The 23,341-nt window shown below is 38.7% G+C and carries 23 protein-coding genes; 10 read left to right on the forward strand and 13 right to left on the reverse strand.

Annotated elements, in window-relative coordinates:
- The first annotated feature begins 6 nt into the window (after nt 1–6).
- From QNI22_RS03510 to QNI22_RS03520, 3 genes are all read left to right on the forward strand, one after another.
- Nucleotides 7–2,172, forward strand: coding sequence for a BatD family protein (locus QNI22_RS03510; RefSeq protein WP_314509236.1), 2,166 nt, complete (start codon nt 7–9; stop codon nt 2,170–2,172).
- A 17-nt stretch (nt 2,173–2,189) separates the two neighbouring features.
- Nucleotides 2,190–2,747, forward strand: a complete 558-nt coding sequence (locus QNI22_RS03515; protein WP_314509237.1) for a Crp/Fnr family transcriptional regulator — start codon at nt 2,190–2,192, stop codon at nt 2,745–2,747.
- Between the two features lie 97 nt (nt 2,748–2,844).
- Nucleotides 2,845–3,294, forward strand: a complete 450-nt coding sequence (locus QNI22_RS03520; protein WP_314509239.1) for a DoxX family protein — start codon at nt 2,845–2,847, stop codon at nt 3,292–3,294.
- A 243-nt stretch (nt 3,295–3,537) separates the two neighbouring features.
- Here QNI22_RS03520 and QNI22_RS03525 read toward each other — a convergent pair whose 3' ends face one another.
- The 6 genes from QNI22_RS03525 to QNI22_RS03550 all read right to left on the reverse strand — a co-directional run bounded on the left by QNI22_RS03525 (nt 3,538) and on the right by QNI22_RS03550 (nt 9,319).
- Complete coding sequence (locus QNI22_RS03525) at nt 3,538–4,905, reverse strand: GH1 family beta-glucosidase (RefSeq protein ID WP_314509240.1); 1,368 nt, start codon at nt 4,903–4,905, stop codon at nt 3,538–3,540.
- Nucleotides 4,906–5,008: 103 nt separating this feature from the next.
- Nucleotides 5,009–5,998 carry a glycosyltransferase family protein gene (locus tag QNI22_RS03530; protein ID WP_313980503.1) on the reverse strand — a complete coding sequence of 330 codons (990 nt, stop codon included), beginning with the start codon at nt 5,996–5,998 and terminating at the stop codon, nt 5,009–5,011.
- A gap of 415 nt (nt 5,999–6,413) precedes the next feature.
- Nucleotides 6,414–6,968, reverse strand: coding sequence for a DUF502 domain-containing protein (locus QNI22_RS03535; RefSeq protein WP_313980505.1), 555 nt, complete (start codon nt 6,966–6,968; stop codon nt 6,414–6,416).
- A 106-nt stretch (nt 6,969–7,074) separates the two neighbouring features.
- The gene (locus QNI22_RS03540) at nt 7,075–7,968 is read right to left on the reverse strand and encodes a 4-hydroxy-3-methylbut-2-enyl diphosphate reductase (RefSeq protein WP_314509241.1); all 894 of its coding nucleotides are present in this window, start codon (nt 7,966–7,968) and stop codon (nt 7,075–7,077) included.
- An 81-nt stretch (nt 7,969–8,049) separates the two neighbouring features.
- Nucleotides 8,050–8,751, reverse strand: coding sequence for a (d)CMP kinase (cmk, locus tag QNI22_RS03545; protein WP_313980510.1), 702 nt, complete (start codon nt 8,749–8,751; stop codon nt 8,050–8,052).
- A gap of 436 nt (nt 8,752–9,187) precedes the next feature.
- Complete coding sequence (locus QNI22_RS03550) at nt 9,188–9,319, reverse strand: hypothetical protein (RefSeq protein WP_314509242.1); 132 nt, start codon at nt 9,317–9,319, stop codon at nt 9,188–9,190.
- A gap of 504 nt (nt 9,320–9,823) precedes the next feature.
- Between QNI22_RS03550 and ade the strand changes: the two genes are divergently transcribed.
- Together ade and QNI22_RS03560 are read left to right on the forward strand one after the other, a co-directional pair.
- Nucleotides 9,824–11,452 carry an adenine deaminase gene (gene ade, locus QNI22_RS03555; protein WP_314509243.1) on the forward strand — a complete coding sequence of 543 codons (1,629 nt, stop codon included), beginning with the start codon at nt 9,824–9,826 and terminating at the stop codon, nt 11,450–11,452.
- 229 nt (nt 11,453–11,681) lie between these two features.
- A complete protein-coding gene (locus tag QNI22_RS03560; RefSeq protein WP_314509244.1) occupies nt 11,682–12,206 on the forward strand; it encodes a sll1863 family stress response protein in 525 nt (174 codons plus the stop codon).
- Nucleotides 12,207–12,275: 69 nt separating this feature from the next.
- Here QNI22_RS03560 and QNI22_RS03565 read toward each other — a convergent pair whose 3' ends face one another.
- Nucleotides 12,276–13,088 carry an alpha/beta hydrolase gene (locus QNI22_RS03565; RefSeq protein ID WP_314509245.1) on the reverse strand — a complete coding sequence of 271 codons (813 nt, stop codon included), beginning with the start codon at nt 13,086–13,088 and terminating at the stop codon, nt 12,276–12,278.
- A gap of 179 nt (nt 13,089–13,267) precedes the next feature.
- Here QNI22_RS03565 and QNI22_RS03570 point away from each other — a divergent pair, with 179 nt between their 5' ends.
- The gene (locus tag QNI22_RS03570) at nt 13,268–14,146 is read left to right on the forward strand and encodes an ester cyclase (RefSeq protein ID WP_314509246.1); all 879 of its coding nucleotides are present in this window, start codon (nt 13,268–13,270) and stop codon (nt 14,144–14,146) included.
- 485 nt (nt 14,147–14,631) lie between these two features.
- Here the strand turns inward: QNI22_RS03570 and QNI22_RS03575 are convergent, their stop codons facing one another.
- Nucleotides 14,632–15,426 (reverse strand): outer membrane protein, encoded by a 795-nt coding sequence (locus tag QNI22_RS03575; RefSeq protein WP_314509247.1) that lies wholly within the window; start codon nt 15,424–15,426, stop codon nt 14,632–14,634.
- A gap of 199 nt (nt 15,427–15,625) precedes the next feature.
- Here QNI22_RS03575 and QNI22_RS03580 point away from each other — a divergent pair, with 199 nt between their 5' ends.
- From QNI22_RS03580 to QNI22_RS03595, 4 genes are all read left to right on the forward strand, one after another.
- Nucleotides 15,626–15,970: a DUF4442 domain-containing protein gene (locus QNI22_RS03580; RefSeq protein ID WP_314509248.1), complete on the forward strand. Its 345-nt coding sequence runs from the start codon at nt 15,626–15,628 to the stop codon at nt 15,968–15,970.
- A 151-nt stretch (nt 15,971–16,121) separates the two neighbouring features.
- The gene (locus tag QNI22_RS03585) at nt 16,122–16,562 is read left to right on the forward strand and encodes a GNAT family N-acetyltransferase (RefSeq protein ID WP_314509249.1); all 441 of its coding nucleotides are present in this window, start codon (nt 16,122–16,124) and stop codon (nt 16,560–16,562) included.
- A 23-nt stretch (nt 16,563–16,585) separates the two neighbouring features.
- On the forward strand, nt 16,586–17,065 hold the full coding sequence (locus tag QNI22_RS03590) for a nuclear transport factor 2 family protein (protein WP_314509250.1): 480 nt from the start codon (nt 16,586–16,588) through the stop codon (nt 17,063–17,065).
- Between the two features lie 32 nt (nt 17,066–17,097).
- On the forward strand, nt 17,098–17,547 hold the full coding sequence (locus tag QNI22_RS03595; protein WP_314509251.1) for a nuclear transport factor 2 family protein: 450 nt from the start codon (nt 17,098–17,100) through the stop codon (nt 17,545–17,547).
- 64 nt (nt 17,548–17,611) lie between these two features.
- On the opposite strand, the gene QNI22_RS03600 is transcribed toward QNI22_RS03595, so the two are convergent.
- The 5 genes from QNI22_RS03600 to QNI22_RS03620 all read right to left on the reverse strand — a co-directional run bounded on the left by QNI22_RS03600 (nt 17,612) and on the right by QNI22_RS03620 (nt 23,192).
- Nucleotides 17,612–19,003 (reverse strand): hypothetical protein, encoded by a 1,392-nt coding sequence (locus QNI22_RS03600; RefSeq protein WP_314509252.1) that lies wholly within the window; start codon nt 19,001–19,003, stop codon nt 17,612–17,614.
- A gap of 107 nt (nt 19,004–19,110) precedes the next feature.
- Nucleotides 19,111–19,443, reverse strand: a complete 333-nt coding sequence (locus QNI22_RS03605) for a hypothetical protein (RefSeq protein WP_314509253.1) — start codon at nt 19,441–19,443, stop codon at nt 19,111–19,113.
- Nucleotides 19,444–19,470: 27 nt separating this feature from the next.
- Nucleotides 19,471–19,680, reverse strand: coding sequence for a heavy-metal-associated domain-containing protein (locus QNI22_RS03610; protein ID WP_314509254.1), 210 nt, complete (start codon nt 19,678–19,680; stop codon nt 19,471–19,473).
- A gap of 102 nt (nt 19,681–19,782) precedes the next feature.
- Nucleotides 19,783–20,718, reverse strand: coding sequence for a cation diffusion facilitator family transporter (locus QNI22_RS03615; RefSeq protein ID WP_314509255.1), 936 nt, complete (start codon nt 20,716–20,718; stop codon nt 19,783–19,785).
- A gap of 44 nt (nt 20,719–20,762) precedes the next feature.
- Nucleotides 20,763–23,192 carry a heavy metal translocating P-type ATPase gene (locus QNI22_RS03620; protein WP_314509256.1) on the reverse strand — a complete coding sequence of 810 codons (2,430 nt, stop codon included), beginning with the start codon at nt 23,190–23,192 and terminating at the stop codon, nt 20,763–20,765.
- Nucleotides 23,193–23,341 lie beyond the last annotated feature (149 nt).

The following is a 23,341-nucleotide window of genomic DNA, read 5'->3' on the forward strand; positions in this document are numbered from 1 at the left end:
ACATCTATGATTCAGAAAGAGATATTTTCTATGTATATATACCGTTTTGCCATCTTGTTATGGATGGTGGTCTTGTGTACTTTCTCTGCAATAGGGCAGGATGGGGGAGGAAAAGCTTTTTTACGTTGGGTGCCTTCTCAAAAGTCTGTTTATCAGGGTGAATCCTTTGTTGTAAAACTGCAGCTATATTATGAAGGCAATGTCTCTTCCCCTGAGGTATTTCCGAAACTATCTGTGGCGAATAGCTGGGCGCAGGAGATCAAACAAAGCCAGAAACCTGTACCCTTTCATGAGCAGATAAATGGGAAAACATATGGAGTTGTAGTATTGAAGAAATACCTGATCATACCTCAAAAATCGGGTATGCTTTCATTGCCAGCTTATGCTGTTACCATTAAACTGACTGTAGCTCCCAAGCCAGATGACTTTTTTCAGGTAGAACAAACAGTGGATCAGTCGTTAACTGCTCCTGAGTTATCATTTTCTGTAAAATCATTGCCCGAGCCAAAACCTGTAACGTTTTCCGGCGCAGTAGGAAAATTTTCATGGAAGGTCTTATCTGATAAGGATTCCCTGATTCTACAAAATCCAGTCTTGATTACATACAAAATAGCAGGGGTGGGGAACATTCCTTTTGTCTCTCTGCCTCTATATACATTACCAACAGGTTTGGAAGGATTTGAGATAAAAAGTACAGAAGAGCAATCTCTGACAGATAAAGGGCTCTCAGGAGGTAAAATCTTTACACAAACGATAGTCGGTGAACAAGCAGGTATATATCCGTTGCCTTTGGGATTTACTTATTTTGATCCTAGTCAGGAAAAATATATTTCCCTGACAGATTCTCTTCTTATTACAGTGAGGGATACAACGCAGAAGGCCAGGAGTCAGACCTCAACCCAATTACCAGATAGAAAAATTTCAGACAAAGGATTGCCCTGGGATACTCAACAACCCAATTTCAACCATATCCCACCATTTTGGAGATCAGATCTATATTGGCTTCTTTTTGTATTACCCTTTGGCGTTGTGATACTTGTGTGGGGATATAGTCAGTGGGATGCATACCAAAAACGTTCCATACACTATCCTCTTCAAAAAGCTGTTAAGGCTCTGCAACACTTGAAAAAGAAGGGAAACTCTCTCTCTGCTGAAACGGCTAAAGAGATTGAGACGATATTGTTTAGTTATTTTTCAGGACGTTATCAGCTTGAAATGGTTGACTGGCATCTGGAATATATAAATCGACTACTGGAGCAGTATAAGGTATCAAAAGCTGTCAGAGAAGAACTTTCGTTTGTATTGAAAAAATGTACTGAATTACGGTTTGCAAAGCATATAACTGGACAAGTTTTAGGGTCGTCAGAAATAACAGTCTCTCAGATTATACAAATACTAAAACAGATCGAAAAACAAAGTCGTCCTGACAATCGAAAGGAATTAGCAATAGGCTTTGTATTAATGCTATGGGTAATAGGAAGTAGTTTACTGGCTGCAATTCCTGAATCGCAATACAGACAAGCTGAAACCTATTATCAGAAGCAACAGTTTGATAGTACCATCACCATTCTAAACCACATAGTAAAGCAGGGTAATAAAGATAAAGTAGTTTATAGTAATCTGGCCAATTGTTATGTTCAAACAGGCAAAACAGGATTGGCAATAGCTAATTATGAAAAGGCCAGAGGAATAGAGCCTATGTATTCTGCAGCGATTCATAATCTGGATCAGCTGCGAAAAATGAAAAACCTGATCCCACCTGTAGAATCGCCCTGGCAACAAGCTGTAACTTTAGTGAACTTGAATCTAGTGGCTGGTGTATCACTTGGATTGATCTGGCTAGGAGCTGGGATTATACTACTATACATTCTCAGCAACATACGCAGGCAATGGCGTATAATAGGTTATGTATGTGTTATCTTGGGAATACTATCTGTTGTCTTTTTACGGCAAGTGGAGGTTTCGAGGCTCCGAAAAGATATGTACATTGTAATCGCTTCTACAAAAGGATATTATGCCCCGAATATAAAAGCACGAGAACTGGTACAGTTACCTGAAGGAGCCGCAGTCTCTAGAGAAGATTTATTTTCAGGATGGGCTAAGATTCGAATTCCGGATGGGCGAAAAGTTTGGGTAAATCAACAATATATCACAGGGGTAACTCCTTATTGAAAGCCGAGAAAACCTTTATGTTTGAAAAGCTACGACAACTTACTGGAATAACTACAAACAAATTGTCTTTTGATTGGGAAACAGAACAAGTTAGTTATAAGAAAGGAACTATTATAACACGACAGAGTGAAGTAGAACAATATATCTATTGGATAAAAGAAGGAAGTGTTAAGGTATCTGCCTTTGTTGACATAAAAGAATTTATACTGGACTTCTGGTTTGCTGATGATTTGTTTACCTCATTTGCTTCATTGATTGAACAAACTCCCTCTCAAACACAAATAACTGCTCTGACAGATGTAATCGCAGAACGAGTATCCTATACACAGTTACAACAGGTCTACAAACAATCTCATCAGGGAAGCGAAATCGGGCGGAGGATGGCCGAACGTATGTATGTTCATAAGACCCGAAAGGAAATAGAACTACTTACACTGACTGCTGAGCAGCGGTATGAAAAGTTGTTGGAACAATCCAGACGCCTTATCCTTGAAATTCCTGTTAAAGATGTTGCTTCCTATCTGGGTATATTGCCAGAAAGCCTGAGCCGTATACGAAGAAAGGTAATCTCATAAAAGTTCAGCTTTGAGATCTGCTTTTTCCTAACATAGGTTAGGTGATCCTTTTTGTGCATAGGACTACCTTTGTAAGGTAAACTAAACGCTAATTAAAATGAAACCTTTGATCGTTCTCTTTGTTGTTTTTGCTCTTAGTATAGGAATTATGTGGCTGGCGTTTTCCTCAATAAATTATATGCTGGCAGGAAGAATTGCGTTGGCTGCTATGTTAGTACTTACAGCTTTTGGGCACTTTAAATTTGTTGAGGGAATGGAGATGATGATACCGGATTTTCTTCCATTTAAACGCTTTTTTGTATATAGCACAGGGATATTGGAATTGCTTGCTGCTGTGGGATTACTTTTTGATTCTACTTTTGAGATTACAGGTTTATTGCTGATTATCTTCTTTGTATTAATCCTTCCATCCAATATTCAGGCAAGCATGCGTCATATCAATATTGAAAAGGGAACATTGGATGGGCCGGGATTGTCATATTTATGGTTTCGGGTGCCATTACAGATCTTATTTATCGGATGGACCTATTTTGTTACACTACGATAGTTAACTTACTTTTTCTCTGCTAATCCATAGGTTATTCCTATTTCCCAAAAAAAGTTTTTCAATAGATCCCATTTTTCAGAACAGAAATCGCCAAGCTGAACTTTAGGAGAATGTTCTTCATTTTGACATTCAAAACAGAGTTCTATAAAGGCAAATGCTTTATTGTGAGTGTTATAAAAACAATCTTGTGTCTGGGAGAATAGCATAGACTTGTGGTTTGCATTACTCGTCCTTTGTGATGATTTATTTTTGAACAGTTTGTACCAGTGATGCATTCGGGATGGTGGTTTGTTGCGAAATCCAGTCCCGATACCAGTAGCCAGAATCTTTGATAATACGTTGTTGGGTGTCAAAGTCTATATGTACTAATCCAAACCGGGGGCGATATCCTTCCGCCCATTCAAAGTTATCCATAAAAGTCCATACAAAATAACCATCAACCCGGATTCCTTCTTCTCTGGCTCGCAATACCTGTGCTATATGGTCTTTAAGATACTGTGTTCGTTTGGTATCATGTACACGATTATTTTCAACTTTGTCTGGAAACGCTGCCCCATTTTCGGTGACAAATATCTTCTTTACCCCTGGATAAGACGCAAATTTATGGAGCATTTGATAAATACATTCCGGATACACTTCCCAGCCCATAAGAGTAGGTTCAATACCGCGATTAGCGGCCTTTACCAGATCTGCATTGACAAAAGGCATCCACCAGGAATATTTGGCTACTTCGCGTGTGTAGTTCTGAATACCAATAAAGTCATATTCGAAGGGAAGTAATTTCTCATCGCCATTTCGAAAATACTTTTCGACCCTGTTTAAAAACGGCAGATCTTTTACAGGGTATCCCATACCCAATGATGGCTCTATATACAATCGGTTGAGCAAAGCATCTACACGTTGGGCTGCCTGTACATCACGAGGGGAGTTGCTGAATGGCGTTACATAGGAACAGGAAAATGTAGTGCCAACCTGTGCCTGTGGCTGATAATGCTTCACGATACGGGCTCCTTCTGCCTGACATAAAGCCGCATGATGCATAGCAGGAATAAAGTTCTTTAACCAGCGTTTGCCAGGGGCATGAATACCCAGAAAGTATCCAGCTCCTGTAAATACCATTGGCTCATTAAGAACCATCCAGTATTTTACGCGATCTCCGAAATGTTTCAGACAGATTTCACTATAATCCTTAAACCAGTCTACCACATGTCGGTTAGTCCAGCCACCTTTTTGTTCCAGCACGTGTGGCAAATCCCAGTGATACAGAGTAACCCAGGGTTCAATCCCTCTTTTAATACAACTATCAATCAGACGATTGTAGAAATCAATACCTTTTTGATTTACGTGTCCTGTTCCCTGAGGCATGATACGTGACCAAGCAATTGAGAAACGAAAATGCCGAATACCCAGCGACTGCATAATATCTAGATCGGCTTCGTATCTATGATAGAAATCACAGCTTATATTGGCTGTCTGGTTCAGATAGGTATTTCCTCTTTTATTGGAAAACGCATCCCATACAGATAATCCTTTACCATCTTCCTGCCAAGCACCTTCAATCTGATAGGCAGCTACTGAGGTTCCCCAATAAAAATCGTTTGATTGACTCACTATTTATTTTGTTAATAGAGAAAATACTCCCTCTGAAAACAGAAAGTGTATTTTCTCAGATACTATTCATTCTATTTCTGCCAAGATCAACCTCTATTACCTCTTATTTTACATGATTAGCAATTACCTGATCTATAATCTTTTCAGTGATATCCGGATAGCTAACAGGAATTGTTTGACCATATTTGAGCCACTCAGCTATTTTGGGTAAGTGTTTTTTCTTGAATTTCTTTATAACAGGTACACCCATTTTTTCCAGAGCCGCTGCATTGCAGTGCTGCTCATATTGATTTTTCATAGGGATAACCAATACTTTCTTCTTCAAAAACAATGCCTCCGCTGGAGTTTCGAAACCTGCACCACACAAAATACCTGTACTGGAAGTCATGCTTTTTATAAAACCATCATTGTTAACAGGTTGTATACTCACATTGTTTGTAACAACTGGCGTTTTGCAATGCTTGGAGAAAACTTCCCAGCGAGCATCAGGCAAACGGGTTAGCATATCCTGCAGATGTTCGTCATCATAGGATGGAAGGTATACTGTATAATGTCCATTGTCTGTAGGCTTCAGTTCCCGTATCTGCTGACGGATAACAGGTGTAAACGTATGATCATCATACGACTGAAAATGGAAGCCATACGCACTGGTAGTCGGTGCATAGGATTGTAACACTAGCTTACCAATAGGGTCTACTGTATCGGGTACAGGAGCTTTGGGAGATAGCACAGCTGACTGATGACTTAAGCCAATACACTCTTTTTTTCGAAGGCGGCAAGCCCAGGCGGTAACAGGTTCAAAGTCATTTAAAACCAGATCATAGGATTCTACAGGCACACTGCGTATTTCCTTGATAAATTGTTTGGATTTGGCCTGTTTGAAAGTCTTATATAAGTCTACTCCACCTTTCTTTCCAAAGACAAAGTATAATCCATGAAGTTTATATTTAATCTCATAAGGAAGAGATATATCTACCTGTTTTCCACTGACAAGCAGATCGACTTCTCCTTTTTTTTGTAATAAGGGTATAATATCCCTGGCACGGCTTAAATGTCCGTTACCAGTTCCCTGAATAGCATAAAGTATTTTCATAAGTTACTATATTAATATGAGATGGGTAAGTTAAAAAATACTGAAGTGTAGTACAAACATCGTTTGTAGCCGATATGTACGTTTTCCCTTTCTCATTGATGTTGTTTCACAATAAATAACCCCACAAGTGAATACACTTGCGGGGTTACGATGCAGGCTAAAAAATACAATCGAATGGGTTTTGATGTATCATAAAGTTTTACCCGCCTTTGGATGGCGTAATGCAGCATTCTGAAAAAATATACGATACAAGAACAAACGTTCCTGTACATACTGACGGATAAACATAAATAGTTTCATGGCATAGATACGTTTGCGAATACACGAAAGTACATTTCATATATGAAGTGATAATTGTCCAGACGTGAAGTTTATGTTAAGAATTACTCGGTTTACAAGCAATCTGTGTGCAACATTATTCGACTACTCCACCTGATACTATAAATTTCATAATAGCTGTAGCTGAGGTATTAAGCATTGTTACATTTTCCCGAGGGACAATATATAAATCGCCTGAGAAATTGTACGAATGGGGTAGGTATACAGCTACTTTTTCTTCAATACCCAGATCATCCAGATTTTGCTGTGTAATGAAACCAAGCTTATACAAAGAAGCTTCCTTATTAAGAAGTACCAGAACAGGCTGGTTGAATTTCTTTTTGTCTCCCACAAATGCTGAAATCAGATCTTTTAGGGAAGAGTAGATAATACGAACCAGTGGTAGTTTGGTGATTAGCTTTTCCAGTGAAAAGAAGATGGGTTTTACAATGAAAGAGGAGCCAATATAACCAGTTAATGTAAGCCCTGCCAGAACAATTGCCATCCCGACACCAGGATAGTGATCCAAAGGAAGCAGGTTATCAAGCCATTGGAAGGATGCTATCAACACATAAATAGTGACACCGATAGGGGCACAGAAAATCAGACCACGAACGAGATATTTAAATACAGCAGTAATGAGTCGGTTCATAAGGTGAAGGTAAGTGTTTGCAATGCTGCAAATAGAGACACAATTTTTTGCAAAAATAAAAAAGGCTTCACATTCGTAAAGCCTTTTTGTAAAGTGTAATTAGCTTTTAGTGTGCCATCATCGGAAGGTTTTCAATATAACGTGCTACATTTTCCATCAACCACATGGGCGTGGATGTAGCACCACAAATACCTACAGATTCCACATTATCAAACCATTCAACATTGAGTTCAGTTTCGTTTTCAATAAAATAACTGCGACTATTTTCAGATTGGCATACTCCGAAAAGAGCTTTTCCATTTGAACTCTTCTTACCACTTACAAATACAATTACATCATGTTCATGGGAAAACTTACGAAGTTGAGGTTCACGGTTTGATACTTGCCGGCATATACTATCATTGGCATCTAGCATTACATCCAGGCTAGCCTCAGGATTTATTTTTTGAATACGCTCTTCAATGCGATCTTTCATTTTATAAAATCCTTGTGTGCTTTTAGTTGTCTGACTAAACAGACTGACAGGTCGGGAAAAATCAATCTTATCCAGATCTTCTTCCGTAGTGATAACAATGGCTTTATCCTGTGTTTGACCGGTTAGACCAATTACCTCTGCATGTCCTACCTGACCATAAATCACAATCTGCCCATTCTCTTCTTCCATCTTGTCAAAAGCATGTTTTACCCTGTTTTGTAATTTCAATACTACAGGGCAAGAGGCGTCAATCAGTTCAATATTGTTTTTCAATGCCAATTCATATGTAGCAGGAGGTTCACCATGTGCCCGGATTAGTAATTTGCAGTCATGCAGTTCCTTCATCTGTTCACGGTCTATGATACGTAAACCTTTATCATGCAACCGTTTTACTTCCATACTGTTATGAACAATGTCTCCCAGACAATAAAGAACTTCGGCTGTTTCCATTTCATCTTCCGCCATTTGAATAGCATATTCTACACCAAAACAATACCCGGAATTTTTATCAATGGTCACTTTCATATGTAATTAAATAAACAGTTAATACTGTTAGTGGTAAAATGGAAGAATTGTAATCTTCTTTAAACGAATTTTTATGACAAATCAATGACTTTCCTTTTGTTCCTTTTCAATCATCTTACTGATCGCCAAATTTACTACAAATTCAATTTGTTCTTCTATCGTAATATAAGTAGTATCTAGCAAATACGAATCTGGTGATTGGACAAGTGGGCTTTCTTTGCGAGTAGTGTCCAACAAATCCCTGTGCTTCAGATTTTCAATAATATCTTCCAGATCCACCATATCACCTTTCGCCATTAACTCCTGCTGACGCCGATAGGCTCTCACGTTCATATCGGCATTCATAAATATTTTAAGTTCCGCATCCGGAAAAACTGTAGTACCAATATCTCTGCCATCCATAACAATCCCCCGTTTATGACCCACTTTTTGCTGTAATGTAACCAATGCCTTTCTGACCTCTGGTACTGCACTTACTTCACTGACCCGTTCTGAAATATACATCTTACGGATTTCTTCTTCAACATTTAATCCATTCAAATAAGTTTCACTGGCGTTGGTCTTTGAATTGTATTTAAACTGGATATTTATTTTTTGTAATGCTTCGTTAACCTGGCGGGGATCAGTAAGTGTGATATAATTTTGGTGAAAGTACAGCGTTACAGCACGGTACATTGCACCCGTATCAATATAGGCATATTTAAGCTTCTCGGCTACTTTTTTGGCGGTAGTACTTTTGCCGCAGGCTGAGTATCCATCAATGGCTACAATAATTTTTTTCATTTAGTAAGGGTAAAATACCTGAAAAGTTATTTACAGACTTTATCTGTTTGCAGGCAGAATGATTGTCTGTAAATAAAACAACACTGCAAATATAAAACCTCTTGGTTATAGAATGGCGTTTTATTAGAAGTTGTATAGAATAATTTTATAAGCTTTCAAAGCATCTTTTGTGTTGTAACGTTTCCTGTTTAGAGATCTATAGGTAGCGACTGATACTCCTTGAAATAGATATGTCGTGCTACAAAGTCTGTTTTTTTCTGCTTAGAAATCATACCATATCACTTCTTTTTATGGAATAGAAATAAAAAAGAAACGCAACCTTATGTGGGGTTGCGTTCTGCTTGAAGAGGAGTAATTATGTATTTTCAATATATAGTTTCGATGGAATGATTGCAAAAGAGATAATAGCCTGTAGCCTGAGATATGCTCTACAGTATTAGCGTCTATCGTGTTTCTTTCTGGTATGATCTACACTGAAGCTGCGTTTAGGCTGCCATGATTGTTGTGGAGGATGATAACAGGATGCCAGAATAGCACCTAAAATAGTCATAGCGATGATCTTTTTCATAGCTGTAGTAAATTGATTAAAGTTTTTTAGTTATGTTCTCTGTTCGTAGATACCATTAAGTGAGTAATGGTGACTCTGTTTTTCAATCTGTTGATGTAAGAATTAAACGCATGATGAATAACTAATTCTCTTAACGTTTCTGGTGTTTCCTTGGGCTTTTGAATGAATCTCTTGAGTGATCCTTTGGTGTCCAGGCTTTAATCAGTGGATTATTATAACGTGGAGCACAAGCTGCAAGGCTTATACTTATTATCAGGAATGTACAAAGCTTTTTCATGTTCCTATGGCTGGTTGATATTGTTTAAAATTGTTGAGGCTACTTACTAATTGGTTTGATAATCAGTTAGTTTGAGCCAATTTTTCTTTTTATTTTTTAATTCCATAACCTTGTTATAAGGTAACCAGCTAATCTTGTACAGGTTTATTTGTTTTCGGTTATATGTATGTTTTGTTTTTATTTGCTACATTATTTGACATTTAGACTCTATTTCGCTGATTTTTTAAATGAATACTTCAGATATAACAGGACAACTGGTTGATGTATGCCAGAAGAGAATTTACCCAGCCAGAATAGTTATTCAACATGGTAAAATTGCTGAGATAACTCCCATAGATTCAGCACCAGAGGTTTTTATAATTCCCGGTTTTGTGGATGCGCATGTACATATCGAAAGTTCAATGCTTACTCCCTCTCAGTTTGCTCGTCTGGCAGTGGTGCATGGTACGATAGCTACTGTTTCAGATCCTCATGAGATTGGAAATGTGCTGGGTCTGGAAGGTGTAAGGTATATGATTGAAAATGGTAAGATGGTTCCCTTTTATTTCAATTTTGGGGCTCCATCGTGCGTGCCAGCCACTATTTTTGAAACAGCAGGTGCCGAGATAACAGTGGATGATGTACAGGAGTTATTACAAATGGAGGAAATAAAGTATCTGGCGGAAATGATGAACTATCCTGGTGTATTGCAACAGGATGCTACTGTAATGGCAAAAATTGATGCTGCGAAAAAGGTAAACAAACCTGTGGATGGTCATGCTCCCGGATTGAGAGGAGAACAGGCATTAAAATATATAGAGGCAGGTATTAGCACTGATCATGAGTGTTTTACAGCAGAAGAGGCGTTGGATAAGCTGAAAGGAGGGATGAAAATACTGATTCGTGAAGGAAGTGCTGCAAAGAATTTTGAAGCATTGATTGGACTTCTGCCTGACTATCCAGACCAAATGATGTTTTGTTCTGATGACAAACATCCCGATAGCCTGGTTGATGGACATATTAATGTGTTGGCTGCTAGAGCGGTAGAGAAAGGTTGTGATGTGTTTGATGTCTTACAGGTGGCTTGTATAAATCCTGTGTTACATTATAAACTGGATTCGGGATTGATTCGGGTTGGAGATAATGCTGATTTGATTGTGGTACAAAACCTGAAATCTTTTAAAGTGCTTCAAACCTACATTAAAGGAAGCCTGGTTGCTGAGAATGGTCAGACGAATATTTCATCTTTCGAAAGTAAGATTATCAATCACTTTGATGTTTCTTTCAAGTCTCCTGACCAATTCCTTGTCAAAGATACCGGAAAACAGATTTTTGTGATAGAGGCCATTGATGGGCAACTTATAACAAATAAGCTAACCTATCCAACACTTGTACAAAATGGGTATATTCAAAGTGATGTTGAAAAAGATATACTCAAGATTGCTGTTGTGAATCGTTACCATGAAGCTCCTGCTGCCATAGGATTTATTAAGAATATGGGATTAAAAGAGGGAGCTTTAGCATCCTCAGTGGCACATGACTCACATAATATCATTGTAGTAGGAGTAGATGATGACTCCATATGCAAAGCTGTGAATCTAATTATTGAAGCCAAAGGGGGATTAGCTGGTGTGACCAAACACGAAAAACAGATTATTCCTTTACCAATTGCTGGTTTGATGACAGGGGTAGATGGCTATCAGGTGGCTCAGCAGTATGCGAATCTGGATTTGATGGCCAAAAAAATGGGCAGTACCTTATTATCTCCTTTTATGACATTATCTTTTATGGCATTGCTCGTGATTCCATCTTTGAAACTAAGTGATAAAGGTTTATTTGATGGAGATACATTTCAGTTTGTGCCAGTGGTAAGATAATGTTCCCTTATCAGATGTACCTGAAATATGTCGAATTGTGGAGAATATATCCCAGTTTGGATGAGTAAAAAGAGGAATTTGGTGTGGGTTATATAATGAGTATTGTCGTTTAATGTATTGGTATTCAATGAATTATTATTGAGTTTGAATTTGTACTGTCGTTTGTGCACACATTTTTTAGTAAAAGCTGTATTAATATTATTTTTTGATACACTAAACTATTTCAAAGATGAAAACGACAAAATTAACTTTTTTAGCTGTTCTGATGTGCCTTTTCACAATTAGTTTTACACTGCCAAGTTGTGAGTCTAAAACTGAGAGAGCGGCAGAGAATGTTGAAGATGAAAAAGAAGATGTACAAGAAGCACAGCGTGATGCACAAGGTAATGTAGCTGAAGAGCAAGCTGAACTAGACAGTGCACGGGTAGATCTGGCTGAAGCATGGATGAAAGAAAGAGAAGACATGAGGATGGAACTTCAGGAAGAACGTGTGAAACTGGATACAAAAATCAATGATCTGGAAACAGATATGAAAGCTGCCAAAGCAGATGCCAAAGAAGATTATCGTAAGGCAATTGCTGATTTGAGAGAAGAACGTCGTGAGATGGATGCTAAAACTGATCGTTTGCAAAATTCAACCAAAGCAAATTGGGAAGAAACAAAAGCAGATGTTCGTCAAACTGCTGATCGGGTAGAGGCTAAGTTGAAAAAAGCAGGTAAAGACGTAAAAGATTACTTTAAAGGTGATAACTAAGCAATTGTTATCTAGTTAAACTGATGCTGACCAGAAACCTGGTCAGCATTTTTTATTTTCAACACATTCTTATTTCGATTTTTTAGGTGGGTTTAGTACTTCCAAGGCTTTATAAACAGCCTGGTGAAGAATAGTAGCGTGATTCAGGTCTGGAAAATAGCCGAAGCTTACTTTTATATTTTTATTCTTTTGCAAAATTTCCACCAGGTTTTTTGCATCTCCTTCCATAATGGGACCTTCTTTGCCCACTGCTACATAGATATCCATTGGAGAAGCTGAGAAAATAGGTTTTATTGCTAGTAAGGATTCTTTGTCCCACCACAGGCTAGGACTTACAATAATATACTGAGTAAAAAGATACGGCTTTTTAAAGATTATTTCAGTTGCAAGCAAACCTCCTAATGACTGCCCAATCAGTGTTTTTGATGAGTTTGTATGATAGTTTTTACTGATAAATGGTTGTAGTTCCTTTTCAATAAACCCTAAAAACTTTTGTGAACCACCCGTAGTTGGAAAATCCTTTTTGTCTTTGGCGATTGTCGTTGGGAAAGTGAAATCGCGTCTTCTGTCTACATTGGCGATACCTACTACTATACTTGGAGGCATCATCTGCATCATGGTGAAAAACTGGACAAGTCCACAAATATGAACAAAGTCTTCATTTGCTGAGCCATCTAACAGATACATTACTGGGTAACGAGTTGTATCTCCATTTGAATAGACTTCCGGTAAATAAATATTGATAATTCTCTTTTCTCCCAGTTGAGAGGACTCTAATTCTATAGTTTGTCCCAATACAAAAGGCTTAGGGGCTGAAGAACTATTTTGTGCATGTAACGCAATTGAAAATAGAAAGAAGCTTAACAGGTAGAGTTGTTTCATAGATAATCAGTATAGAAATCAAGTTTTTAAGCAAATGTATCATTTTTTGTGAATGGACAGTAATGACCTTTTGTCAAACTGTTAGAGCTATCTTCTGTTAAATAGAAGAACAATGATTTTTTACAATTTTCTGCTTCTCTGCCCTGGTACATTTGTCATAGAAACAAGCCAATAGTATCATGAAAAATAACCAAATATGGATCTGCCTGCTTGGCACTATGTTGCTAACAGGGATAAGCACAGAAGCTCAATCCCCATCAAAAAAATCAATTAAACATACTAAACACAAGGAAGTTTCTATGACTACATCTGCAGCAAACAAAGAAGTGATACAAAGTTTGTATGAACACGGACTTAACCAGCGCAATCGCCAGGTATTAACCGCGTTGGTTTCAAGTGACTATACAGCAATAAGCGGTAAACGAGGTGTTGAAGGGTTTGAAGAAACTATTTTAGCTTTGCTTAAAGCTTTTCCAGATGCAAAGTGGGAGATGAGAGAATTAATCAGCGAAGGAGATAAGGTGGTGGTTAGGCAGTCTGTACATGGTACACAAACTGCTCCATTCCAGAATATAAAAGCAACCCGTAAAACCATTGAAACAAATGCTATCGTCATTTATCAACTGAAAGATGGAAAGATTATTAGCAGCCAGATATTGACAGACAGACTGGGATTCCTACAACAGTTAGGTGTATTGCCTGTTGATCTTTCAACTGTATCTGTAAAAGCTAAAAACGAACAGCAAGTTACTTTTATAGATAAATTTTTTGTCCCTAAGGCTGCCAAGGAGGAGTTTCATCAAAGAGTAGTAATAAACCGAAACTTTATCAAAGAACTCCCTGGATTTGTAAAGGACGTTGTGTATGAACACACGGATGAAAATGGAAATCTTTCGTGTATTACTGTGGCAACCTGGGAGAGTCAGCAGGCACTGGATCATGCCAAACAGGTTGTACAGGCAGAATATAAAAAAGAGGGATTTAACCCATTCGACATGTTTACACGTTTAGGAATTACCATGGATAGATCTGTTTATGAGGAAGTAGGAAGTAATTAAGAAGTGGGAGAATCTGTAGAGTTCTTATCTTGTTCCATAGTTTTTGGCAAGGCGGTCTAAATAAATAAACCTCCTCGTTGTCCTTCTGAAAGAAGCTTGTGGCAAGGTTAGCGGCCTTTCCCATTGGAAAATAATCTTTTCTCACAAACCAAACAGGGCTCTATTTGTCAAAAGTTTCTTTCAGAAGGACAAAAAAGTAGTAATACAAGGCAAAATATTCAAAAGATGGTCAACACAGATAATTGACCGGAACTATGGTCAAAATGGTAATCGAAGACCGAGTGATCGGGCAACTATTCAACAAGGTGAGTGAACAGAAATCGAATCACTTTGCTAAATGACCAGAACTCTGTTCACTTTTTATTTTGACCATACTTCTGGTCACTTTTCAGAAATATTCGAACTCTGTTCATTTTTATCTTTGACTGGTAGTCCGGTCATAACTGAAAACTATCCGAATGTCTGTCAAACAATTGTTCTCGAAATTATTGGCCCTGAAGAGTCAACGTAATACCTAATCGGAAGGTAATCTGTTCAATGTACGACTTGTATACATTGCCTACATGGTGTTCATGAACAACCTGACTTTGGGTATTGATAAATCGGGCAGTATAGGGAGTCGATCCATCTGCATTCGTTACCGGATGGTGATGATTTACCGGATCAGGATCTGCAGGGATATTGACATTCATATATCGTACAGACCCACCCTTTGTGTAATCTGCGGATAGATCTATCCAGAATCTTTCTGGAATTGCTTTCTTAAATACTGTACTTATATCCCATCGAACACCAGCCCCTAGGGTAGCAGCAAAGGCCCCATCCTTCAAAAGTGAGGTGTTTTCCAGGGGCTTACATCCATCTGTATCCTGAGGGTCAGGTATACTTAGATTTGTCCAGTAGTGGAAGTATCCTCCTTTGGCCTGTATATAAGGAATTATGCCTCCTGTTTGTATAAGATTTACCCTACTAACCAGCATGAAAGAACTAAAACTATTATTGACATTAACATCTACTTCTGTAGAAGACCCATCGCTGAACTGATACCTCTGATGTGTTTTCTGGCTGCCATAGCCATTAATCCCTATTTCTGCGCCAACAGAAAAAGGGGTATTAGGTAGTCTGTACATACCTTGGAGATTTAGCCCACCAGCATGTTTAATATACTTTCCCATGACACCCTGAGGGCGTGAATAATTCCCTTGTAACGACCATTCCATCTGAGCGGATGCAAATTGAAAAATGGCCAGAAAGAAAATAAGTAAAAATGGTTTTTTCATAGTATGCAAGTAGTTGAGTTGAAAGATAAGATATTGTAAGAGAGGGAATTGTGATGCAATCTTTAGAGCAAAATTCATGCTGAACTCATGTGGATATACTTCCTTATATGAGATTTATTTATATTTACTAGATTTTTTACTGGTAATACCTATTTTATTTAGATTACAGAAAAGCCTAACATAAAAACTTAGTGTTAGTATGAAGAAAGAATCGTTTAAAACCTGGTGTTTCCGTTTGTTTATGAACTGGTATCCTATGTACATGGGTACAGGCGGTAAGATACTGCGTATCTCGGGTGACTGGCAGGAAGTTAAGGTTCGTTTGCGTCGTAGTTTGTGGACATACAATTATGTAGGGACCATATTTGGCGGAAGCTATTTCAGTGCTTCGGACCCTTTTTATATGCTTATGTTACTTCATAATCTGGGTAAAGGATTTGTTGTATGGGATAAATCGGCTAGTATACGTTTTAAAAAGCCCGGTAAAACCACTCTATATGCTGACTTTTTAATCACACCTGCCATTTTAGCTGAGATCCAGTGACAGATACTTATTTCAGGTGAGATAGATTACTCGTTTGTTGTACACTGGAAAGACAAAACCGATAAGGTCTATGCAGAAATAGAAAGAAGTGTATATATTGCCGATAAACAGCATTACCTAAAAAAACAGGCTGCCCGTCAGCTTTCTGCTCATGAAAATCCAAATTCGTGAAGGTACCATAGATGAAGTACTTTCCGTTTATCAATCCATTCCTGAATTTCAGAATGCTCCAGCCAAAAAGGCTTATGAACAGCGTTTGTTTCATTCTAACCGATATCTGATCCTTATAGCCTGCAATTATACACAGCCTATTGGTTTTAAAGTAGGATATGAAAAGGATACAGATGGTTCGTTTTACAGTTGGATGGGGGGAGTTGCCAACGAATACCGCCGACATGGTGTTGCCGGGCAATTAATGGATGTAATGATACAGTGGGCTAAAGATCAAGGATACATAACTCTTCGCTTCAAAACACGTAATTGTTTCAAACCTATGCTGATCTTTGGCATAAAACGTGGATTTGATATTTATGGCATTGAACCCAGAGAAACACTGGAGGATTATAGAATTTTATTGGAAAAGAGATTATAAAAGGACAAACTACATACTTTTACATGAGTCAAAACCAACAAGTTATAGAAACCTTATATTCTTCTTTTTCCAGAAAAGATTATAAGGGAATGGCTGCCTGTTATCATCCGGATGCTACCTTTACAGATGAGGCTTTTAATCTGAAGTCAGCAAAAGAGATTGCTGCTATGTGGCATATGTTGATTGAGTCCGGAAAAGATATGCGCATGGAGTATAGAGATATTCAGGCTGATCAACAGACAGGTAAGGCACATTGGGAAGCCTACTACAGTTTTTCCAGAACAGGGAACAAGGTACATAATATCATTGATGCTACTTTTGAGTTTAAAGAAGGTAAGATTATCAGGCATCGGGATTATTTCAATTTCTGGAGATGGGCAGGCATGGCTTTGGGGATGCCTGGGAAACTTTTGGGATGGACTCCTCTGATCCGGAATAAAGTCCAGAGGACAGCCCGGCAAAATCTGGATAAATTTATAGCCAAACATCCTGAATACTCATAAGCTTTGTAGTCTTCTTTAACTATAACCACACTATGACTGATTATATAGAGGTAGTAAATGTTGTCCAGAATATCTTCATTGGTGCAGATGAACGAGACTGGCAAATGGTGCATGCTTCTTTTGCTCCCAGGGTATTATTAGATTATACATCTATGACAGGAGGCAAACCTACAGAACTAGTACCTGAACAAATCATTGATGCCTGGAAAGCATTATTACCCGGTTTTCAGGCTACTCAGCATCAGTTAGGAAATTTTAAGACTGTTGTACAAGAGAATAAGGCAGATGTGTTTTGTTATGGTACTGCCACACATTATCTGCCTAATCCCAGTAATCAAAATGTCTGGACAGTAGTAGGCACTTACTTATTTCAGTTAATCAAAAAGGATAATGAATGGAAAGTGAGCAGGATGAAGTTTAACTTTAAATACCAGGATGGCAATCTGGAATTACCCAAACTGGCAACTGAAAAAGTAAAATGATAAATCCATCCACTAGACATATAACTAGTGGATGGATTTATGCCTCTATATAGTAATCATAGCATCAATGATGCATCGAATGTTTGTTCATCATAAGCAGAGAAGGGGTCAGACGTATATATACCTGTGCTGAAAAAGGTGTCTTCCCATAGATACTTTCCAGTGTTTTTTCTGGCATATAAAGTGATCCCTGTATACCTGCGTTCACATTGGTATGCAGAAATGTATATACAGTGTAACTAACTCCAAGAGTAATGGCATGTACACTGAAGCGTTGATCTGCTAATAAAGGGTCTCCAGCATCTGCATCTAAACCAAGTTCTTCTGACGATTTTTGTACAAATTCATAACGCCCATAGGTTGCAAAACGGTTGAGTTGTAAATTGCTTTCTGCCAGCACAGAGTGCTCTTTATGATGCCCCCCCGCATCATTGAGCCCCCATACCAGGGATGATGTCCAATGGCTATTGGGATTCAGCATTTTGCTATGAATAACAGAGGCTGTAGTTCGTTTAATGTCTTCTGAAGGATGTAATTGTTCCGGACTTTTAATCCAGCCCTGTGAAAATTGCAGAGCAAAATTAGCTGTTGGGTTCATAGAAATCCGATAGCTGTAACTATCAAACCTGGGCTTGTCAAAATCATACCGATGCTCGTCAGGTTCACGACCTGTGAAACTGGAGCCTTCTACTTTGAACATCTTGTATCTCAATCCTACCGTTGCTACTCCAAATACAATGTGTGTTGCATCTTGCCAGTGGTGACTCAGCGGTGCATCCGGATTATTAAAAGCAGAAATACGGTGCATAAAAGCTGTTGGTCCAATAGCAGGTTCGCCCGGATATCCAATATAGCCAAACACATCCATATCCTTATTAATCATATGCGTATAGCCTACACTTACTTCTGAAAACAGATCATGCGGATGTTGCCTGTCAATCAGTGGTCTCCCTTGATACGATTCACCAGACTGAAAGAGTAGGGGATAACCATCATTTCCGAGAGTTAAGGGATCTAGTGACATCATCAAATGGAAAGAAAGAAGTCCTTTTTTGCCAATTTCCCGTTGAGCCATCCCCATAAACCAGTTAGGCGCATCAAACTTTTTGCCTCCCCGAATGTAATTATTGTTCAAATTCTGCCAGTTCTGACGCAGAAAGACACTTCCATGTATCATGTAGCTCCATTTTCCGGAATGTTTCATATAGGCATACATTGGCGTTGCATCTGGGAGCCAGGAGGTGCCTGAACCATTTCGGTTCATGGGAAGGTTTCTGGAAAACGAATGTGTCATGACTGGCATGTCTTCATGATGCATATGCTCTGTATAAGATGAATCCTTTTGACTATGGGATGTGCTATCATGTTTCATCCCTTCCATGTTGTGATGTTCATGTTGAGCAATAGCGGGATAGATGCCGAAAGTCAGCATTAGCATAAAAAATACTATTTTCATATTAATGGTATTAAATGGTGTTGAAGATCTGATTGGAATCGAAGCAGTTCAATGGTAGATAGAATAGCTTCATAGAATAAAAAATTGGGTCTCTGTCAGAGCTAGTATCAGATAATCAGCTTCCTGTATTGGAGATACAAAGGAAGAGAAGGGGTTTTATGTCTTGAACTAAAATGGAAGAATTTACCATTGTCATCAAGTGGAAATGCTGGATAAAAAAGGGAATAAAACGCACTGATTACATTCTGCTCTGAACGTGTTTCATACAATTGACTACGTGAAACTACCTTCCACAAAGCAGATAAGCTGTTGCAGTCATTGGTTGTTGAGCGACAAGTCTGTTGCGTATGGCATGGACATTCTCTGGTACAATTCTTCTGTGTTTCGGCTGGGAGCAGGAACGAGAGAAGAATCAATACCAGAGACGCTATGCTTTTCATATGGAGTGGTTTTTACAATTTTTTATTTTATATGGTCTCGCCTTTATATCCGGCTTTTCCCAAGGCTTCCGTTACTTGTTCAGCCTTTACATTTTCTGTTTCTACTTCTAACACCTTGTCTGGACTTGCCAGATCTACTTTCCATTTGTCTATGCCTTGTACTGCATTCAAATGTGGAGTTACTTTGGCTATACAGCCATCACATTTGATATTGGTTTTAAATTTTAGTGTCTTCATAACTTTAGTGAATTTGATACTACAAAGATAGCAGGAGATAGAAGGTATACTGTTATATAATTGTCGTTATCATGTGTATAATTTTGGTATAATAAACAAATATTAACACTGCCTACTGGTACATTCCTGTGTAACTAACTCTGTTTCAAAGGTTGCATGTTGAATATTCATATGTTCCAGTTCATGCCGGAGTTGCTTCTTGATCTGATCTGCTGCTTCAAAATCCGTATTGCTATCCAAAACCAGATGAGCTGTGAGTGCATTCTCAGTTGTGCTTATAGCCCAGATATGAATATGGTGTATTTTGTGAATACCTTTTATCTGTAAAGCTTTTGATTCTACCTCATCTAAATTAATGTCTTTGGGTACACCATCCAATGAAAGAATAATGCTATCTCGCAATAGTCCCCATGTGCCAATCAGAATCACAACAATTACAATAAAGCTGGTAATACTATCTACCCAGTACCAGCCTGTAGCAGAAATGAGTAAACCCGCAAAGACTACTCCTAACGATACCAACGCATCAGCTGCCATATGCAGATAAGCCCCTTTAATATTCAAATCAGTATGCTGACTTCGAAAAAAGAGAAATGCGGTCAATGAATTAATTAGAATTCCCACACCTGCAACAATTGCCACTTCACGGCCCTCAATGGGTTGCGGGTGATTTAGTCGCATGGCTGCTTCATAGCCAATGCCTCCAATTGCAATCAATAGGATAACTGCATTCAATAAGGCAACCAGTATAGTTGTTTTTCGATAGCCATATGTGAATGTATGGGTTGGCTTTACTTTGGCAAGACGAAATGCCAGGAGTGCTAATGCCAGACTGGCTACATCACTTAGATTATGACCCGCATCTGTAAGCAGAGCCAGTGATTTGGAGTATAGGCCCACCCCGGCCTCAATAACTACAAACGCCAAATTGAGCACAATACCTACCACAAAAGCTGTGTTTATATTGGTGATAGGGCCATGAATATGTCCATGATCGTGTGAATGACTGTGCCCGTTATGCGAATGTGTATGTGCCATAAGATGCAGTAGTAATGGTTGTAAAGTTGCGTACAATCAGGAATCTAATTTTTCCAGCGTAACCGAAGGCTATTGCTTACTACAGATACAGAGCTCAATGCCATCGCAGCTCCTGCAATCATGGGATTGAGCATATACCCATACAATGGATAAAGAATACCTGCTGCAACCGGAATACCTATCAGGTTATAGATAAATGCCCAGAACAGATTTTGCCGGATAGCATTGACTGTCAGACCGGATAAACGAATGGCTTGAGGGATACGTTGCAGATCGGATGAAATAAGTGTCATTTTGGCTACATCCATGGCAATGTCTGAACCTTTGCCCATCGCAATACTTACATCTGCCTGTGCAAGTGCCTGTGAGTCATTGATACCATCACCCACCATTGCCACAACTTTTCCCTGTTGTTGCAAGTCTTTGATAAAATCTGCTTTATCAGATGGCATTACCTCTGCCTTATAGTGCCGTATACCGACTTGTTTTGCTACTGCCTGAGCTGTATGTGCATTGTCCCCTGTGAGCATATAAATTTCAATGCCATTCTTTTGCAAACGACTGATTGCCTGAGAAGATGTCTTTTTAATTGTATCTGCAATAGCCAGAATAGCTAACAATGTGTTGTCTTCTGAAAAGAAAATTACCGTTTTACCTTCTTTTTGCAAAGTTTGGGATTGATCTTTTAGTGTAGAATCAGCAGAAATGGCATTTTCTTCCATAAAGCTTTGACTACCTATCCGATAGGTTTTGCCCTCATACATGGCTTCTACACCTTTCCCTGTGATACTTTCAAAAGAGTCCAGCGATACGGATTTGATGCCTTCTTTGCGTAACTTTCTTACAACAGCCTCTGCCAACGGATGCTCAGATTGTGATTCAATTCCCAGCAAAATGGATTTCTGCATATCAGATAATGAAGTGATTGAATGCATATCAGTCACTTCTGGCTTTCCTTCCGTAATGGTTCCGGTTTTGTCCAGCACAATAGCTGTAATTTTATGTGCTAGTTCCAGGCTTTCTGCATCTTTAATCAAAATGCCATTTTCAGCACCTTTACCAACACCTACCATAATGGCAGTAGGAGTTGCCAGACCGAGAGCACAAGGGCAGGCTATAACCAAAACGGTGACCAGCGCCAGTAAGCCTTGTGTAAGAGCATTGTCTCCTCCAAAGATTTGCCAGAGTACAAAGCTCAGCATAGCAATACCAATGACTACCGGTACGAAGATACCTGCAATTTTATCTACCAGTTTCTGGACAGGTGCTTTGCTACCTTGAGCTTCCTGTACCCGTTGAATAATGTGCGCCAGTAAAGTATCACTTCCTACTTTCTCTGCTATAAACCGAAAACTTCCTTTTTGATTGACTGTACCTGCCAGTACTTTTAACCCTTCTTTCTTTTCCACAGGTATTGGCTCTCCGCTGATCATGCTTTCGTCTACAAAGGAACTGCCTGATAGTACTAAACCGTCCACAGGTATTTTATCTCCTGGACGAACCAGTAATTTATCTCCAACTTGTACCTCACTGATAGTGATTGTTTGTTCCTGTCCTTCCGGAGTGATTCGGGTAACTTGTTTGGGTTGTAAACCAATGAGTTTTTTGATCGCAGAAGAGGTATTGGATTTTGCCTGCTCTTCCAGCATTTTTCCTAATAGAATAAAAACAATGACTACGGCAGCAGATTCAAAATATACATGTGAATGTAAACCTCTGTGATGGAAAAATTCGGGATACACTGTAGTGAATACACTAAATAGAAAGGCAATCCCAGTACTTAACGCTACCAGGGTATCCATATTAGCATTGCCATGACGAGCCAGTTTAAACGCATTCACAAAAAAGCTTTTACCAAATACAGACAATATAACTGCCGTTAATACCATCATAATCCAGTTGCCATAGGGAAAATCCATCCAGAACATCCCAATAACGACTACAGGTACGGCAAGAACCGCTGACCAGATCGTTTTGAACTTTAACGCCAGGTAATGCTTTTGTTGAGCCTCTTCCTGAATATTGCGACCTTCTGCCTGTTCCAATACCAGATCATAACCAACAGATTGAACCGCTTTACGGAGTTCCGCTGTGTCAAGAGTGCCTGGAATATATTCTACCTGCGCTGAGCCATTGGCATAGTTTACGGAAGCATTCACTACTCCTTTCTGAACCTTTAAAATACTTTCTACACTAATAGCACAGGATGCACAGGACATTTCCAATACAGGAAAGGTTTGTTTCAGTGTAGCTACATCATAGCCAAGATCCCGAATGGAACGTACAATTTGGGGAATGCTGTTTTTTTGCGGATCAAGGCCGACTTTCGCCCATTCATTATTTACATCTACGCTATGGTTTGTAATGCCATCAATTTTATCTAATTCCTGATCGACAAGCATTGCACAATGTTCATTGTCTACTCCAACCAATGGAATTTTAACAGATGTGGTATGTTGAGTTGTTGTTTCCATGACAGCTTTGTATCAACGTGTTGTTATGATACAAAAGTATACCTTCAATGCCTGAATAGTATTACATAATTTTCGGGAAGTATTGCAAGATTTTCGGTAAAGGTTTTATCAGTTAACCATTAGGCTTTAAAATAAACCTCTGATACAAA

The organism is Xanthocytophaga agilis (assembly GCF_030068605.1).
Lineage (GTDB): Bacteria > Bacteroidota > Bacteroidia > Cytophagales > 172606-1 > Xanthocytophaga > Xanthocytophaga agilis.